Source organism: Nonomuraea indica (genome assembly GCF_002850745.1).
GTDB lineage: Bacteria > Actinomycetota > Actinomycetes > Streptosporangiales > Streptosporangiaceae > Nonomuraea > Nonomuraea indica.
Genome location: NZ_KZ559474.1, coordinates 196,024 through 210,456, shown reverse-complemented (window position 1 = coordinate 210,456; position 14,433 = coordinate 196,024). Strand labels below are relative to the sequence as shown.

At 72.3% G+C, this 14,433-nt stretch carries 15 protein-coding genes; 6 read left to right on the top strand and 9 right to left on the bottom strand.

Annotation, left to right across the window (positions count from 1 at the left end; translation table 11 throughout):
* Positions 1-11 precede the first annotated feature (11 nt).
* From CXR44_RS23325 to ychF, 5 genes are all read right to left on the bottom strand, one after another.
* On the bottom strand, positions 12-3,104 hold the full coding sequence (locus tag CXR44_RS23325) for a conjugal transfer protein (RefSeq protein ID WP_180903662.1): 3,093 nt from the start codon (positions 3,102-3,104) through the stop codon (positions 12-14).
* Between the two features lie 54 nt (positions 3,105-3,158).
* A complete protein-coding gene (locus tag CXR44_RS23320; RefSeq protein ID WP_101788381.1) occupies positions 3,159-3,422 on the bottom strand; it encodes a hypothetical protein in 264 nt (87 codons plus the stop codon).
* Between the two features lie 63 nt (positions 3,423-3,485).
* Positions 3,486-4,244 carry a conjugal transfer protein gene (locus tag CXR44_RS23315; protein WP_245899347.1) on the bottom strand — a complete coding sequence of 253 codons (759 nt, stop codon included), beginning with the start codon at positions 4,242-4,244 and terminating at the stop codon, positions 3,486-3,488.
* A 610-nt stretch (positions 4,245-4,854) separates the two neighbouring features.
* Positions 4,855-5,169, bottom strand: a complete 315-nt coding sequence (locus tag CXR44_RS23310) for a hypothetical protein (protein ID WP_101788224.1) — start codon at positions 5,167-5,169, stop codon at positions 4,855-4,857.
* 138 nt (positions 5,170-5,307) lie between these two features.
* The gene (gene ychF / locus CXR44_RS23305) at positions 5,308-6,384 is read right to left on the bottom strand and encodes a redox-regulated ATPase YchF (RefSeq protein ID WP_101788223.1); all 1,077 of its coding nucleotides are present in this window, start codon (positions 6,382-6,384) and stop codon (positions 5,308-5,310) included.
* 241 nt (positions 6,385-6,625) lie between these two features.
* Here ychF and CXR44_RS23300 point away from each other — a divergent pair, with 241 nt between their 5' ends.
* Both CXR44_RS23300 and CXR44_RS23295 read left to right on the top strand, forming a co-directional pair.
* A complete protein-coding gene (locus CXR44_RS23300) occupies positions 6,626-7,882 on the top strand; it encodes a DNA recombination protein RmuC (RefSeq protein ID WP_101788222.1) in 1,257 nt (418 codons plus the stop codon).
* Positions 7,883-7,896: 14 nt separating this feature from the next.
* Complete coding sequence (locus CXR44_RS23295) at positions 7,897-8,406, top strand: DUF6542 domain-containing protein (RefSeq protein ID WP_101788221.1); 510 nt, start codon at positions 7,897-7,899, stop codon at positions 8,404-8,406.
* A gap of 31 nt (positions 8,407-8,437) precedes the next feature.
* On the opposite strand, the gene CXR44_RS23290 is transcribed toward CXR44_RS23295, so the two are convergent.
* Entirely contained in the window at positions 8,438-9,406 is a 969-nt protein-coding gene (locus tag CXR44_RS23290; protein ID WP_219601962.1) for a 4-hydroxy-3-methylbut-2-enyl diphosphate reductase, read from the bottom strand.
* Between the two features lie 100 nt (positions 9,407-9,506).
* On the opposite strand from CXR44_RS23290, the gene CXR44_RS23285 reads away from it, so the two are divergent.
* The 3 genes from CXR44_RS23285 (at position 9,507) to CXR44_RS23275 (ending at position 12,220) form a co-directional block, all read left to right on the top strand.
* Positions 9,507-10,445, top strand: a complete 939-nt coding sequence (locus CXR44_RS23285) for a hypothetical protein (protein ID WP_101788219.1) — start codon at positions 9,507-9,509, stop codon at positions 10,443-10,445.
* Between the two features lie 27 nt (positions 10,446-10,472).
* The gene (gene xseA, locus CXR44_RS23280; protein WP_101788218.1) at positions 10,473-11,708 is read left to right on the top strand and encodes an exodeoxyribonuclease VII large subunit; all 1,236 of its coding nucleotides are present in this window, start codon (positions 10,473-10,475) and stop codon (positions 11,706-11,708) included.
* Positions 11,709-11,806: 98 nt separating this feature from the next.
* On the top strand, positions 11,807-12,220 hold the full coding sequence (locus tag CXR44_RS23275) for a nitroreductase family deazaflavin-dependent oxidoreductase (protein WP_101788217.1): 414 nt from the start codon (positions 11,807-11,809) through the stop codon (positions 12,218-12,220).
* Positions 12,221-12,231: 11 nt separating this feature from the next.
* Here the strand turns inward: CXR44_RS23275 and CXR44_RS23270 are convergent, their stop codons facing one another.
* The 3 genes from CXR44_RS23270 to CXR44_RS23260 all read right to left on the bottom strand — a co-directional run bounded on the left by CXR44_RS23270 (position 12,232) and on the right by CXR44_RS23260 (position 13,687).
* Complete coding sequence (locus tag CXR44_RS23270) at positions 12,232-12,477, bottom strand: exodeoxyribonuclease VII small subunit (RefSeq protein ID WP_101788216.1); 246 nt, start codon at positions 12,475-12,477, stop codon at positions 12,232-12,234.
* A 62-nt stretch (positions 12,478-12,539) separates the two neighbouring features.
* Positions 12,540-13,067, bottom strand: a complete 528-nt coding sequence (locus tag CXR44_RS23265; protein WP_101788215.1) for a DUF4245 domain-containing protein — start codon at positions 13,065-13,067, stop codon at positions 12,540-12,542.
* An 11-nt stretch (positions 13,068-13,078) separates the two neighbouring features.
* Complete coding sequence (locus CXR44_RS23260) at positions 13,079-13,687, bottom strand: TetR/AcrR family transcriptional regulator (protein ID WP_101788214.1); 609 nt, start codon at positions 13,685-13,687, stop codon at positions 13,079-13,081.
* A gap of 216 nt (positions 13,688-13,903) precedes the next feature.
* Here CXR44_RS23260 and CXR44_RS23255 point away from each other — a divergent pair, with 216 nt between their 5' ends.
* The gene (locus CXR44_RS23255) at positions 13,904-14,428 is read left to right on the top strand and encodes a zinc-binding dehydrogenase (protein WP_101788213.1); all 525 of its coding nucleotides are present in this window, start codon (positions 13,904-13,906) and stop codon (positions 14,426-14,428) included.
* Positions 14,429-14,433: the final 5 nt, after the last annotated feature.

Here is a 14,433-nt window from a genome sequence, read left to right as displayed (position 1 = left end):
CGCGTGTTCACCTATCGCTCACCGATTCTCGTGCCCGGGGGGTCACTCGCCATCTCCTCTTCGCTCGGTCGGACGGTCTGCGCCGCGAAACCCGCCACCACGACGCCGGCGAGGGCGAGGTAGGCCCGCCGGCCGGCCGCGCGCAACTGGCCCGGCTCGACGACCTCGGCCCCACCCGGCGCCAGGTCGTCCTCCCAGGGGACCCGTACGATGGCCCGGCACCTGCCCCGCGCCACCGCCTCCGCCTGCTCGACGTCGGCCATCGAACGCCTGCTCACGCCGTTGACCACCATCACCGCCCGCCTGCGCAGGTCGGCGCAGCCGTGCCCGTCGAGCCACTCGTACGTCATCGCGACCGCCTCCGACGCCTCCTCGCTGGCGGGGACCACGAGCACGAGCTGGTCGGCGTACGGCAGGACCCGGGCGGCCAGCGCGGCGGCCGGGTCGACGACGGCCAGCTTGTAGTGCCGGTCGAGCAGGTGCATGACCTGGCCGAGGCGGTGGTCGGACAGCAGCGTGCGGTCGGCCAGCCGCCGCTCGGCGTCGGCGTCGCTGTCGGACCCGATCACCTCCAGCCCCGACGGTGTGCGCGAGGTGTAGCCGCGCATCGACAGGTAGCCGCTGACCCGGTCGAGACCCGACAGCAACGAGGTCAGCGTCTCGGGGGTCTCGGGGTCGATGCGGCTGGTCAGCGTCTGGCGGCCGGAGCTGGCGTCCACCGCGATCACCTTGTCGTCGCGGTGCCCGGCCAGCGTGTGGCCGAGCATGAGCGCCGTCGTGCTCTGCCCGGCGCCGCCCGTACAGCCGAGCACGACGATCCGGCGGCTGCCGCCGAACACGCCCCTGGCGCGGGCTTCGTCGATCTCCGACCCGTCGGTGCGCACTCCGCCGCCGCCGACGACCACCTGGGCGATGCGCCGCCAGCCGCCGGAGTCGCGGCCCACCACGGACTCGACCCGCCGCACCCGGCCCTGTGCCTCCCGCCGCCCCTCGGACGGCAGGGCACGCACCGGCGACACCGCCGCTCGCCCCGCCCCGGCCCGCCCACGCGTCGCGCCCGCTGCCGGAGCGGCGGGCGCTGCCGGAGCGGCGGGCGCTGCCGGAGCGGCGGGCGTGACGGTGTCCGCCGCGGGGCGGGTGCCGTGCTCATCGTCCGGTGCCGCCGCCGTCGCGCCCTCGCCCTCGGCCGGTCCACCGGGCGCAGGGGTGGGATGCCCGGAACCGGCGGTCGAGGTGCGCGGCGGCCACACCTGCTCGGTGCCGGCCGTCGACGACGGGTGCTGCCTCGGCGGCTGCCCCTTGCGGTGCTGCATGCGCGCCATCGCGGCGGAATCGTGCGTCACGGCCGCCGCCTCGTCTCCTGCGGAGACCTCGTCACCGTCCACCGCCGTGGCCGTCTCCTGGCCGCCGGCGGCCTCGCCACCGTCGTGGGACGCCGCGACCGCCTCGGGTCCCCCGGAGGCCTCGCCACCATCCTGGGACGCCCCGGAGACCGTCCCGTGCCCTGTGGAAACCTCATCACCGTCGTGGGGCGCCTCCGGCGACGGGTATCGCGGGGGCTCCGGCGTGGAAGCGTCGTCCGCGGACGGAGACGGGGCGACCACGGACACGGCGGGCAGGACCACGGGCGGCGGCGGCTCCGGCGCGTGCCGGGTCGCGGGCGCGGGGAGCTCGTGGCGCGGCGCGGGCTGCTGGGCATCGGCACTGGCGGCGAGCCTGCGCAGCCGGCGCAACGCCTCGGTGTCGATCGGCTTGCCCGCCGCGGGCCGTCGCTCCCCGGCCGACTCGGGGCCACGCCTCCCGGAGACTTCCCCGTTCTCGGAGACTCCCCGAGCCTCGGAGACGCTCCCGCCCTCAGAAGCGGCCCGGCCCTCGGAAGCGGCCCGGCCCTCAGAAGCGGCCCGGCCCTCAGAAGCGGCCCGGCCCTCAGAAGCGGCCCCGCCCTCAGAAGCGGCCCCGCCCTCAGAAGCGGCCCCGCCCTCAGAAGCGGCCCGGCCCTCGGAGGCGGCCCGGCCCTCGGAAGCGGCCCGGCCCTCGGAAGCGGCCCGGCCCTCGGAAGCGGCCCGGCCCTCGGAAGCGGCCCGGCCCTCGGAAGCGGCCCGGCTCTCGGAGGCGGCTGTGCTCTTGGCGAGATCCCCGGTCTCGGAGGCGACTTGGCTTTCGGCAGCGGAACCACGAGCGTCGGGGCCGGCCGCCGGCGTCTCGGAGCCTTCGGAGGCGTCGGGGGTAGCTGCGGAATCCCGCGCGTCCGGCGCGACGCCGGCGCGCCGATGACTCGGTGCGGCGGTGGTCGGCGGGTGGTTGTCATGGGCGCTGACCAGCGGTAGCTCGCCCCATCGGAGCGGTCCCGTCACCTCCCGCCCGGCGGTGGCGCGCTCCGGCGCGGCCGGTGTGCCCGATGCGGGCCGCGTGGCGCCTGCCGCCGATGTGGCCGATGTGGCCGACGTGGCCGACGCGGCCGATGTGGCCGACGTGGACTGTGTGGCCGGGTCCGTGGAGCCGAGGGCGGGGGCGGTGCCGCGGCGGGGAGCCGCGCCGAGCGCGCGCCCGGTGGCCGGCTCCGCCAGCGGAGCCTGCGCCGCCGCGGCGGCCGCCGCCGCCACGGCCGGGCGCACCTCGCGCGGCCCCGCGGCCCGCTCCGCCTGCCGCCTGCGCTGCTTCCTGGCCTGCTTGGCGAGCTGCTTCGCGTCCTGCGCGGCCCGCTCCTTGCGGGCCTTCTTCACGCGTACGGGAGCGGGGCTGGTGTGCCAGACCCGGCCGGCGAAGGTGATCGTCTCGGGCTCCGAGGACGGCGCGAGGCGGTACCAGGCGCGTGGCTGCCCGAGGTAGCGCAGCTGGGACTCCAGGAGTTCGGTGAGCCGCTTGCCCTCGATGACGGGCCGGGTGGACAGCCAGGTGACGATCCCGGGCGGGACGAGGAACAGGACGTGCCACGGCATCTGCACCGGCACCCCGACCAGCACCAGCAGGAGCGACCACGGCACGAACACGCCGACGAACACGCCGATCCAGACGATGGGCAGCGGCATCGGCAGGCGTAGGTCGTACAGCTTGTAGAGCCGCTTCTCGATGCGCCAGATGTTCGTGTACGTGGGCAGGTCCACGCGGTCCTCCTCTCCACCCGCTCGTTCATGACCGCCGTGGAGCGGTCTCAACCCTCACTTGATGCCCAGCGCGCCCGCGATCGCCTTGGCGGTCACCTCGATGATGTTGGGAACGTAGAAGATCACACCGATGGCCACGGCCAGGATGAGGAACTGCACGAAACGCGTGATCTCGCGGGTGAAGAGGAAGAACAGCGCGACCACGGAGACGACGACGAGGAAGAGCGGGGCGAAGAACGCGCGCAGGAACTCGGCGAGTCCTTCGGTGTTGACGCCCGTCGGTGCGGGTGACGGCGTCATGGCGATCAGGTCGAGCATCAGGGTCTTCACGATCACTTCTTGTCCTCCCGGGGGGTGCCGATCAGCAGCGCGGTCGTGCGTCTATCCAACGGCCCGGCCGGCACCGCGGATGTCGTTGACGTACCACTTGTCGCCCTGCTTCTCGACGGTGAGGCGGTAGGCCTGCTCGATGCGGGCGGACGCCGCACTCGCCTCGGCGGCTGCGTCGGGCCCGGCCGACGGCGAGGCCCCCGGCACGATCCACACCACCACCGCCTCGACCTCTCGGGTGGCACCCCCCACAGGCACCACGAGCTCCTGGAGCCCGCCGAACTCGAACGCGCCGCCGAAGCTCGGCAGGGACTTGCCGGCGGCGAGGTAGCGCTGCAGCCCGGCGGTGTCGCCCTTGGCGTACTCCTGGAAGAAGCCCTCCAGCTGGGGCTTGAGCTCGGCCGTCGCGACGTCGTCGGCTTCGGGCTCGACCGCCTGGGGCACCTCGGCGGGCGAGGGGGCGGGCAGGATCGCGGGCCTGCCCGAGACGGCGAACCGGCCGGTGTCGTCGCCTGAGTAGTAGATCGGGACGGACAGCAGCAGCCTGCGCGACCCCGACTGGAAGGCCACGGAGACGACGGCGTTGTTCGCGTCGGTGGTCCGGATGTCGTAGGGCTGGATGGCCACGGCCGCGAACTTGCCGTTGCCGTCCCAGCCGATCTGCGGGGCCATGCCCTCGGCGAGGAAGGCCGCCAGCTTGCCCGCCCGGCTCGTGGCGTCGTCCGGGCTGAAATTCAGGTAGACGCCCGCGAACTGCGCGGCGAAGGCCATGGCGCGCCCGGTCGGGAATCCGTCGCCCTCGGCGGTCACCTGATTCGACGCAGGGGCATTTTCCTGCGTAAACCGCTCAAAAGGTGCACGAACCCCATTAACCACAATAACGACGATAAGCGCCCAGAGAATGATGCGGCCCGTCCAGACGAGCCAGCGCCCCCCACCGCCGGACCAGCGACCGCGCCGCCGGGGCGGCGGCTGCGGGTCGTAGTCGGCCGGGTCCGGGGGTGCCGAAAGCTCGGGGTCGCCAGCGATCCGAGGACCGTGCTGGACGGTTGACCTACGAGCCATCACGCCTCCGCTCGCGCCCATCCCCCCGGAGGGCGCGGTGTCGTCCGTTGCCGATCCCCATGATCCGTGGTGAAGCAGTCACCCTATCCGGTCTCCGCCATTGTTCCAGGAAAGCCACGCCCATGCTGCAGGCATCGCCGTCTGGGAGCAAACCGAGTGCGCATGGAACGACGGAACGCGGGCTGTTGTCCTCATCGCCCGGAATAGGCACGTGACCAGGTCAGACATCCCCGGCGACATAACCGCGGAGCCAGAGGTTCCTGTCCGAATGGCGTTGGGACTGTCGCGAACTGCACATTTGGTATAAAGGCCCCTCCGGCGTGTCGTCTCACCGGCGGCGGGCCGCCGTCGGCCCTCAGACCGGTTCGGGGCCCTTCGCGGACTGCGAGTGCCGCCGGCTCTGGAGATCCACGACCGGCGCCGGCGGCACGCGGCTCGGCACCGTCCGCTCCAGGACGTGACGCAGGTCGTCGAGCAGGGTGGCGGTGCCGCCGTCGCGCACCCGCGCCGCGAGCTGCTCGCGCTCGTCCGCCTTCCTGCGCAGGTACTCCTCACGGTTGACGCGCAGGCCGTACATGAGCTCGACCCGCAGCAGGGCGAGCTCCTCCTCGAGGCTGATGCCCGTGAGCGTTGGTGCGGGACGTCGTTTCCGGATGATGCGACGGATCATGAGGGCCCTCCCGAGTCAGCGTCGACGCCGTGACGATTCGACGCGCAGCCCCCCAAAGCGGTTGACGCCGCACAAGTCCCGCCATCAACTGTCCGCCCGCGAACTGCCGGGACCAGCGACGCACCGGCACATCGCCCGCTACACGTTGAAGCGGAACTCCACCACGTCGCCGTCGCGCATGACGTAGTCCTTGCCCTCGATCCGCGCCTTGCCCAGCGAGCGGGCCTTGGCGATCGAGCCCGCCTCCACCAGGTCGTCGAACGAGACGACCTCGGCCTTGATGAAGCCGCGCTGGAAGTCGGTGTGGATCACCCCGGCCGCCTCCGGCGCGGTGGCGCCCTTGCGGATCGTCCAGGCGCGGGTCTCCTTGGGACCGGCCGTCAGGTAGGTCTGCAGGCCCAGCGTCTCGAAGCCCACCCGGGCGAGCTGCGACAGGCCCGACTCCTCCTGGCCCACCGACTGGAGCAGCTCCAGCGCCTCGTCGTCGTCGAGCTCGACCAGCTCGGACTCGATCTTGGCGTCGAGGAAGACCGCCTCGGCCGGCGCCACCAGCTCCGCGAGCCGCTGCCGCAGCTCGGCGTCGGCCAGCTCGTCGGCGTCGAGGTTGAAGACGTAGAGGAAGGGCTTGGCCGTCAGCAGGTGGAGCTCGCGCAGCTCCTCGCCGTCGAGGCCACTCTCGAAGATCGTCTTTCCGGTCTCCAGGACCTTCAGCGCGCCCTCGGCGGCCTCCAGCGCGGCCTTCTTGTCCTTGTTGTTGCGCGCCTCCTTCTGCAGGCGCGGGATGGCCTTCTCGACCGTCTGCAGGTCGGCCATGATGAGCTCGGTGTTGATCGTCTCGATGTCCCGCTTCGGCGAGATCTCGCCGTCGACATGGGTCACGTCGGGGTCGCTGAACACCCGGATCACCTGGCAGATGGCGTCGGTGTCGCGGATGTTGGCGAGGAACTGGTTGCCCCGCCCCTGCCCCTCGGAGGCGCCCTTGACCAGGCCCGCGATGTCGACGAACTCCACCTTGGCGGGCAGGATGCGGGCCGAGCCGAAGATCTCGGCCAGCTTGGGCAGCCGCTCGTCCGGAACGCCCACGATGCCGACGTTGGGCTCGATGGTGGCGAACGGGTAGTTGGCGGCCAGCGCGTTGCCGGTCTTGGTCAGCGCGTTGAAGAGCGTGGACTTGCCCACGTTGGGCAGGCCGACGATGCCGATGGAAAGGCTCACCCGTGCTCCTTAGCCGGCCACACGAGCCTGTGCCCGCTGCTGGTCGTTGCTCCGCTGCGCTCGCTCACGTCCAGCGAGTTTACTTGCTCACGGGGAGCGGCCAGGTCGGCGGCGGCGCCGGACCGGCCTCGGGACGAGCCCAGGGGCGAGCCGCGGGACAAGTGAGGGGACAAGCGACGGTCAAGGCTCGCACAGGCGTGTCTCGCGGATCCGGCGGCGATGTCCTGCAATCATCGCTGGAGTGGATGTCGTCTCGCTTCTCATCGGGCTCGCCGTCGGACTGGCCATCGGTTTCCTGCTGGCCCGCACCCGGGCGGCCGTACGGGTGGCGGAGGCCGACGCGCGGGCCAAGGCGGCGGCCGACAAGCTCGTCTACGTCGAGGAACAGCTGGCCGAGCGCTTCCAGGCGCTGTCCACCCGGGCGCTCGACGTCAACAACATCCGCTTCCTGGAGCTGGCCGAGACCAGGCTCGCCGCCAGCCGTGCCGAGGCCACGGGCGACCTCGACCAGCGCAGGCAGGCCGTCGAGCACCTGGTCGAGCCGCTGAAGGAGGCGCTCACCCGGGTCGAGACGCAGCTGCGCGACACCGAGGCCGGCCAGCGCGCCGCCCGCGCCGAGCTGGCCCAGCAGATGGAGTTCGTCCGGCAGAGCAGCCAGGAGCTGCGCTCGCAGACCACGGCCCTGGTCCGCGCCCTGCAGCGGCCCGAGGCGCGCGGCCGGTGGGGCGAGCTGCAACTGCGCCGGGTCGCCGAGATCGCCGGCATGCAGCGCCACTGCGACTTCGACGAGCAGGTCAGCGAGGGGTCGATGCGGCCCGACATGGTGGTGCGGCTGGCCGGCGGCAAGAACATCGTGGTCGACTCCAAGGTGTCGCTGGCCGCCTACCTGGAGGCCGCCGAGGCCTCCGACGAGTCGCTGGCCTCCGTACGCCTCGACGCGCACGCCCGGCACATCCGCGAGCACATCGACCGGCTGGCCGCCAAGTCCTACTGGCAGGGGTTCAACCCCTCACCGGAGTTCGTGGTGCTGTTCATCCCCGGTGAGGCGTTCCTGGCGCCCGCGCTGGAGCGCGACCCCGGGCTGCTGGAGTACGCGCTGACCCGGCGGGTGCACATCGCCACCCCGACCACGCTGGTCACCATGCTGCGCACCGCCCACTACGCCTGGCAGCAGGCCGCGCTCAGCGAGAACGCGCGGGCGGTCTTCGAGCTGGGCAAGGAGCTGTACGACCGGCTGTCGTCACTGGGAAGGAACGTCGAGACCCTGGGCAAGTCGCTCACCCGGGCCGTCGAGGCGTACAACAAGACCGTGGGATCACTCGAGAGCCGCGTGCTGGTCAGCGCGCGCAAAATGCACGATCTCGGCGTCGTGGACGCCGAGCTCGACTCCCCCGCGATGCTCGACGGGCTGCCCCGGCCGCTGGCCTCACCCGAACTGCTGGAAACCTCGTCTCTGATTTCCCCGGTCAGCGGTAAGTTGGCCAACGGGTCGCAGTAAGGGGGGCGAGGCCGGTGAGTGGGAAAGGCAGGCGTTCGGCGGTCAGGCTGACCGCGCGTGGCGCCATCGCGCTCGCCCTGGTCGCCACCTTGGCCGGATACGTCCTGGCCGACGTGCTGGACCTGGCGTTCGTGGTGGGTCCGGCGTTCGTGGCCGCGAGCCTGGTCGGCGTGCTGCTGGTCAATCCGCGCGAGCTGCTGTCGCTGGTGGTCACGCCGCCGCTGGTGTTCTTCGCGGCGACGATGTTCGTCGAGGCCGGCCGCGCGCTGGGGTCGGTGTCGATCATGCAGTCGCTGGCGCTCGGCCTCTACACCTCGCTGTCCGCCGGCGCGCCCTGGCTGTTCGCGGGCTCGGCCGTGGTGCTGGCCGTCGCACTGCGCCGCGGCCTGCGCGACAACGTGCGCGACCTGCGGACGCAGCTGAAGGCGGGCGCGGAGGTGCCGCGCCCGCGCCAGCCGTACGTGCCCGAGCCGGAGGGCTACTTCGAGCCCAAGGTCTACGGCACCCCGCGCGTCGAGGACTGACCCGCCGCGGCGGGTCAGTCCCTGCCCTCGGTCAGGCGACCGGGGCGCGCAGGTCCTTGCGCAGCTCGTGGGGCAGCGCGAAGCGCATGCTCTCCGGCACCGACTCGACCTGCTCGACGTCGGCGAACCCGCGCTCGGCCAGGTGCGCCAGCACGCCCTCCACCAGCTCCTCCGGCACCGAGGCGCCGCTCGTCACGCCGACCGTGGTGACGCCCTCCAGCCAGGCGTCCTGGATGAAGGAGGCGTTGTCGACCAGGTAGGAGGCGTCGGCGCCGTGGTCGAGGGCCACCTCGACCAGGCGCTTGGAGTTGGAGGAGTTGTCGGAGCCGACCACGATGACCAGCTCGGCCTCGGCGGCGATCTCCTTCACCGCGACCTGGCGGTTCTGGGTGGCGTAGCAGATGTCGTCGCTGGGCGGGTCGATGAGGGTGGGGAAGCGCTCCTTGAGCCGCGCGACGGTCTCTTCGGTCTCGTCGACCGACAGCGTGGTCTGCGACAGCCACACCAGCTTGCCCGGGTCCTTCACCCGGACCCTGTCCACCGAGTCGAGCCCGTCGACCAACTGGATGTGGTCGGGGGCCTCGCCGGAGGTCCCCTCGACCTCCTCGTGGCCCTCGTGCCCGATGAGCAGGATGTCGTAGTCCTGGGCGGCGAACCGCTTGGCCTCGTTGTGCACCTTGGTCACCAGCGGGCAGGTGGCGTCGATGGTGCGCAGCCCCCGCTCCTTGGCCTCGCCGTGCACGGCCGGGGAGACGCCGTGCGCGGAGAAGACGACGATCTCGCCCTCGGGCACCTCCTCGGTCTCCTCGACGAAGACGGCACCCTTGGCCTCCAGCGTCTTGACCACGTGGGTGTTGTGCACGATCTGCTTGCGCACGTAGATCGGTGCGCCGTACTGCTCCAGCGCCTTCTCGACCGCCACGACGGCTCGGTCGACTCCGGCACAGTAACCACGTGGCTTGGCTACGAGGACTCGGCGGTTGCGGGACTGGGGCTCCATAGTTCTTATGCTACGTGGAGCGGCCACGAGGCCCGTGCGTGCGGCCGAGCCCGCCGTTTGCCACACTGGCCGTCCACTACTGACCTCCCAGGGAGACGTCATGTCCCTCAGCGACGTGATACGCAACATCGCCAAGACCGTCACCGACAAGGAGAAGGCCAAAGAACTCCCCCTCATGGTCGTCCAGGGCACACTGAGCGCAGCCGGGCAGGCGATGCTGCTGGTGGACCGGATGAAGAACTCCATCAAGGGTCTGGGCGGCAAGGACAAGGCCGATGACGCCGACTCCCGTCCCGCCGACGACCAGGCCGCCGTCACGGCCGCCGAGGACAGGCCCGCACGCAGGGAGCCGGTCATCTTCGCGCCGCGCCCGTCGAGCAAGTCCGAGCCGAACGGCACGGAGAAGGACAAGCCGGAACCGGTCATCTTCTCCCCCGCCGCGAAGCCCGCCGCGACCGAGCCCACCTCCGCCGAGCCCACCTCCGCCGAGCCCACCGCTGTCGAGCCCGCTGTCGAGCCCGAGCCCAAGAAGGCCGAGCCCGTCGTCACCGAGCCCGCGGCCGTCGTCGGCGCGGACGAGGGCGCCGGGACGAAGGCGCCCGATACGCCCCTCGAGGCCGCCGCCAAGGCGACCACCAAGGCGGTCACGGAGACGGCCGGGCAGGAGCCCGCCCAGGAGCTCGCCGAGCAGCCCGTCACCCCGGCGAAGGCGGCCGCGAAGCCGAGGACGCCCGCCAGGGCCAGGACCTCGGCCGCCAAGCCGAAGGCCGGGACCAAGCCCAAGGCGACCGCCGAGACCGAGACCCCCGAGCCGAAGGCGGAGACCGCACCGGCGGCGGCCAAGCCGGAGGTGATCGGTCTGGTGGAGCCGCTGCCCGGGTACGGCGACCTGACCGTGGCCTCCCTGCGCGCCCGCATGCGCGGCAAGTCCGCCGAGCAGATCTCCGACCTCCTCGCCTACGAGCAGGCCACGGCCAAGCGCCCCGAGGTGGTCCGGATGTTCGAGAACCGCCTCGCCAAGCTGCAGGCAGGGGAATAGTCGCCCGGGGCACCGTAGTCTTCGGGCATGACCACGAAGACCACACCCGAGTCCCCGTTGCCGATCCGCACGGTCCTGCAGATGGTGGGCGGCTGGATCGGCAAGCTGGGCACGGTCTGGGTCGAGGGCCAGATCACCGACCTGAGCGCGCGCGGCGGCACGGTGTTCCTCACGCTGCGCGACCCGGTGGCCAACGTCTCGGCCCGGGTCACCGCTCCGCGCGGCGTCTACGAGGCCGCCGTGCCGCGCCCCGCCGACGGGGCGCGGGTCGTGGTGCACGTCAAGCCGGACTTCTGGGTCAACAGGGGCTCGTTCGCCTTCACCGCGCTGGAGATCCGCCCGGTCGGCGTCGGCGAGCTGCTGGCGCGGCTGGAGCGCCTGCGGCAGTTGCTGGCCGCCGAGGGGCTGTTCAACACCGACCGCAAGCGGCGGCTGCCGTTCCTGCCCGGGACGGTCGGGCTGATCTGCGGGCGTGACTCCGCTGCCGAGCGCGACGTCCTGGAGAACTCCCGCCGCCGCTGGCCCGCCGTGCGGTTCAAGGTGGAGGAGGTCGCCGTCCAGGGCCCGTACGCGGTCGGCGAGGTCACCGAGGCGTTGCGCAAGCTCGACGCCGACGCGTCGGTCGACGTGATCGTCATCGCCCGCGGCGGCGGCTCCCTGGAGGACCTGCTGCCGTTCTCCGACGAGACGCTGGTGCGCGCGGTGGCCGGGTGCCGCACGCCGGTGGTGAGCGCGATCGGCCACGAACAGGACAGCCCGCTGCTCGACCTGGTGGCCGACGTGCGCGCCTCCACGCCGACCGACGCCGCCAAGAAGGTCGTCCCCGACGTGGGCGAGCAGCTCACGCTGGTGCGCCAGCTCCGCGACCGGGGGCGGCGGGTGCTGGGCGGCTGGCTCGACCGTGAGATGTCGTGGCTGACGTCCGTCCGGTCCCGGCCGTCGCTCGCCGACCCCGTACGCGAGCTCGAACGCCGCGCCGAGCAGGTCGACGCGCTGCGCGAGCGGGCCCGGCGCTCGCTGACGGGCTCCCTCGACCGGGCCGAGGATTCTCTGACGCACCTGCGCGCCCGGCTCGTGTCGCTGTCACCGGCGGCGACGCTCGAACGTGGCTACGCCATCGTGCAGGACCTCTCGGGCGAGGTGGTGCGGCTCGCCAAGGACGTGCCGCCGGGAGCGCTGCTGACGATCCGCCTGACCGACGACCGTCTCACGGTCCGCGCCGAGCCACGCGACCCGGACGCCGGGCCTCCCGAGAACCTCTGATCCCTTCCGGGAACACCCGCGCCTCCTGACCCGGTTGTAGCGGGGAAACGGCTCCACCCGGCCGACGGGTGGAGACTTCCGCGCACAAGGAGCCCGGCATGTCCAGTGACTTCAACAAGCAGATCATCGAGGAGTTCCGCGCCAACGGCGGCCGGGTCGGAGGGATGTTCGAGGGCTCGCAGCTGCTGCTGCTCACGACCACGGGCGCCCGGAGCGGCAAGCTCACCACCACCCCCGTGATGTACCTGAAGGACGGCGACCGGTACGTCGTCATCGCCTCGAACGCGGGCTCCGACCGCCACCCGGCCTGGTATCACAACCTGCGTGCCAACCCGGAGGCGACGGCCGAGGTCGGCACGGAGACGTTCGTGGTGAAGGCGGCGTTCGCCGACGACGAGGAGCGCGACCGGCTCTACGCCCGGATGGTCGAACAGGCCGCCGGCTTCGCCGAGTACGAGGCGAAGACCAGCCGCCGCATCCCGGTGGTCGTCCTGGAGCGGCTGCCCGCCTGAGGACAGGCGGCTCAGAAGGGGGCGTCGTCGTCGCGTACGGCGCCCGCGTCGGCCCGCCGGGCCATCGCGGCGGCGAGTTTGACCCGGGCGCCCTGCAGCCACTCCTCGCAGATGGCGGCCAGCTTCTCGCCGCGCTCCCACAGCTCGATCGACTGCTCCAGGGTGAGCCCGCCCGTCTCCAGGCGGCGCACCACCTCGGTCAGCTCCTCCCGGGCCTGCTCGTACGAGGGTGCCTTGTCTGAGGTGTCGTCTGCCACGGCACCCAGCCTAGGGTCAGATGCCGGCGGGCGTCGCCGTGGCCCGCCGGGCGGGGGCGCGGTCAGCCCTTGGGCCGCTGCTGCAGGACCGCGGCGAACTGGCCCAGCTCCGGCCAGTCGGCCGTGCCGGTGATCACCAGGGTGACGTCGGGGAGCACGCGCACCAGCGAGCGCTGCTTCTTGTCCTCGCGGAAGCGCCGCTCCCACGTCTGGCCGCCGACCTGCTGGGTGCCGACGGCCTGGTTGGAGTTGGCCATGCGGTTGGCGAACTCGGCGGCGGGCTTCTCGTCGCTCTGCACGAACATCACGTGCTCGCGCTCGGCCGTGGCGTAGCCCAGGTAGAGCACCTGCGCGCCGTTGTCGCCCTTGGCGATCCGGTTGCTGTTGGGGATCCAGCCGGCCGGGTCCTTCGCGGGGGCCCACACCTGGTAGGGCACGGTGTGGCCGAAGTTGGCGACGGTGATCGAGTAGTCGCGCCTGGGGATGTGCTCCTCGCCGCCCTGGTTGACGAGCAGGAAGCAGCCCCCCGCCGCCAGACAGACGAACAGGGCTACCGCGTAGCCGTAGAACCCATCGGTGAACCGTCGCACACTTCGCGAGGTTACCCGCTGACGGGACCGGTCGCCGAGGCGGCCGGACGGATCCGGCCCATGATGGCGAGCACGTCGTCGGCCAGCCTGCGGTCGCCGGTGCGGACCACCTCGTTGACCGCCGCCGCGAGCGCGCCGGTGACGACGACCACGAGCGCGTCCTCGTTCTCGAAGAGGGTGGCGTTGAGCTCGGCCCACTTGCGCAGCCGGTCGCGCATGACCACCTCGAAGCCGGGCGGCCCGTCGCCGCGCAGGAACAGCGCGGCCAGCTCGCGGTCCTCCAGGCAGCCGTCGAGGTAGGCGCGGGCGGCCCGGAGGAAGACCCGCATCGGATCGTTCTCGCCCTCGGCCCGAGCCTCGCGGACGGCCTGCTTGGTGCGCCGGCTCTGCTTGGCCTGGAACTCCTCGAACAGCGTGAGGTAGAGGTCGGCCTTGCCGGAGAAGTGGTGGTAGAGGCTGCCGACGCTGGCGTCGGCCCGGCTCACCACGTCGGTGACGCCCGCCTCGGCGAAGCCCTTGGAGACGAAGACCTCCCGGGCCGCCTGGAGTAGCGCGGCGCGGGTCGCCGCGCCGCGCTCGGAGGTGCGGGCGGTGACCGGCCGTTCGACATCGCTGCTCATGGCAGGCACATTATCCTCCGCTGTCCGGGGATACATGGGCAACCGCCATCCGGGGCGGCCCGGCCGCGACGGCGTTCACGGTGTGCCTGGCCGTGTTCCGGGAATGCCGCGCGGCGAGACGCACGGACATGCGGCGGAGACGGCGGGCCATTCTGCGCGTGGGCCGGCGTTCCTAGGTTGGGTGCTGCGAAACCGGCAACCACTGAGGAGCTTTTCATGCGCGCCGTCATCCAGCAGTCCTTCGGCGGTCCCGAGGTCCTGCAGGTCGTCGAGGCCGACCGGCCGACGCCGCTGTCCGGCGAGGTCCTGGTCCGGGTGCGGGCCAGCGCTCTGAACCCGGTGGACGCCACCGTGCGGTCCGGCGCCTACCCGCTGCTCGGCGAGCCGCCGTTCGGGGTCGGCTGGGACATTTCCGGCGTCGTGGAGGAGGCGGCCCCCGGCGCCAGGTACAAGGTGGGCGACGAGGTGTTCGGCATGCCGTTCTTCCCCCGTGCCGCGACGGGGTACGCCGAGTACGTGGCCGCGCCCTCCCGCCAGGTGGCACTCAAGCCCGCCTCCCTCGACTTCGCGGGGGTGTCGGTCGAGCCGGACCACGCGGCGCTGGCGGCCATCGCCGAGCTGGTCGACGCCGGAGCGATCCGCCCGCATGTCGAGCAGGTCTTCCCGCTGGAGGAGGCCGCGAAGGCGCACGAGGTGCTGGGGACGGGCCAGGTCCGCGGCAAGCTCGTGCTGACGGTATAAAGCGG

Coding starts and splice junctions, on each gene's coding strand:
- CXR44_RS23320 (WP_101788381.1), bottom strand. CDS start 3,422: ATGCTCGACCTGATCGCCATGACGCCGTCACCCGCACCGACGGGCGTC.
- CXR44_RS23310 (WP_101788224.1), bottom strand. CDS start 5,169: ATGATCCGTCGCATCATCCGGAAACGACGTCCCGCACCAACGCTCACG.
- CXR44_RS23290 (WP_219601962.1), bottom strand. CDS start 9,406: ATGGAGCCCCAGTCCCGCAACCGCCGAGTCCTCGTAGCCAAGCCACGT.
- CXR44_RS23285 (WP_101788219.1), top strand. CDS start 9,507: ATGTCCCTCAGCGACGTGATACGCAACATCGCCAAGACCGTCACCGAC.
- xseA (WP_101788218.1), top strand. CDS start 10,473: ATGACCACGAAGACCACACCCGAGTCCCCGTTGCCGATCCGCACGGTC.
- CXR44_RS23275 (WP_101788217.1), top strand. CDS start 11,807: ATGTCCAGTGACTTCAACAAGCAGATCATCGAGGAGTTCCGCGCCAAC.
- CXR44_RS23260 (WP_101788214.1), bottom strand. CDS start 13,687: ATGAGCAGCGATGTCGAACGGCCGGTCACCGCCCGCACCTCCGAGCGC.
- CXR44_RS23255 (WP_101788213.1), top strand. CDS start 13,904: ATGCGCGCCGTCATCCAGCAGTCCTTCGGCGGTCCCGAGGTCCTGCAG.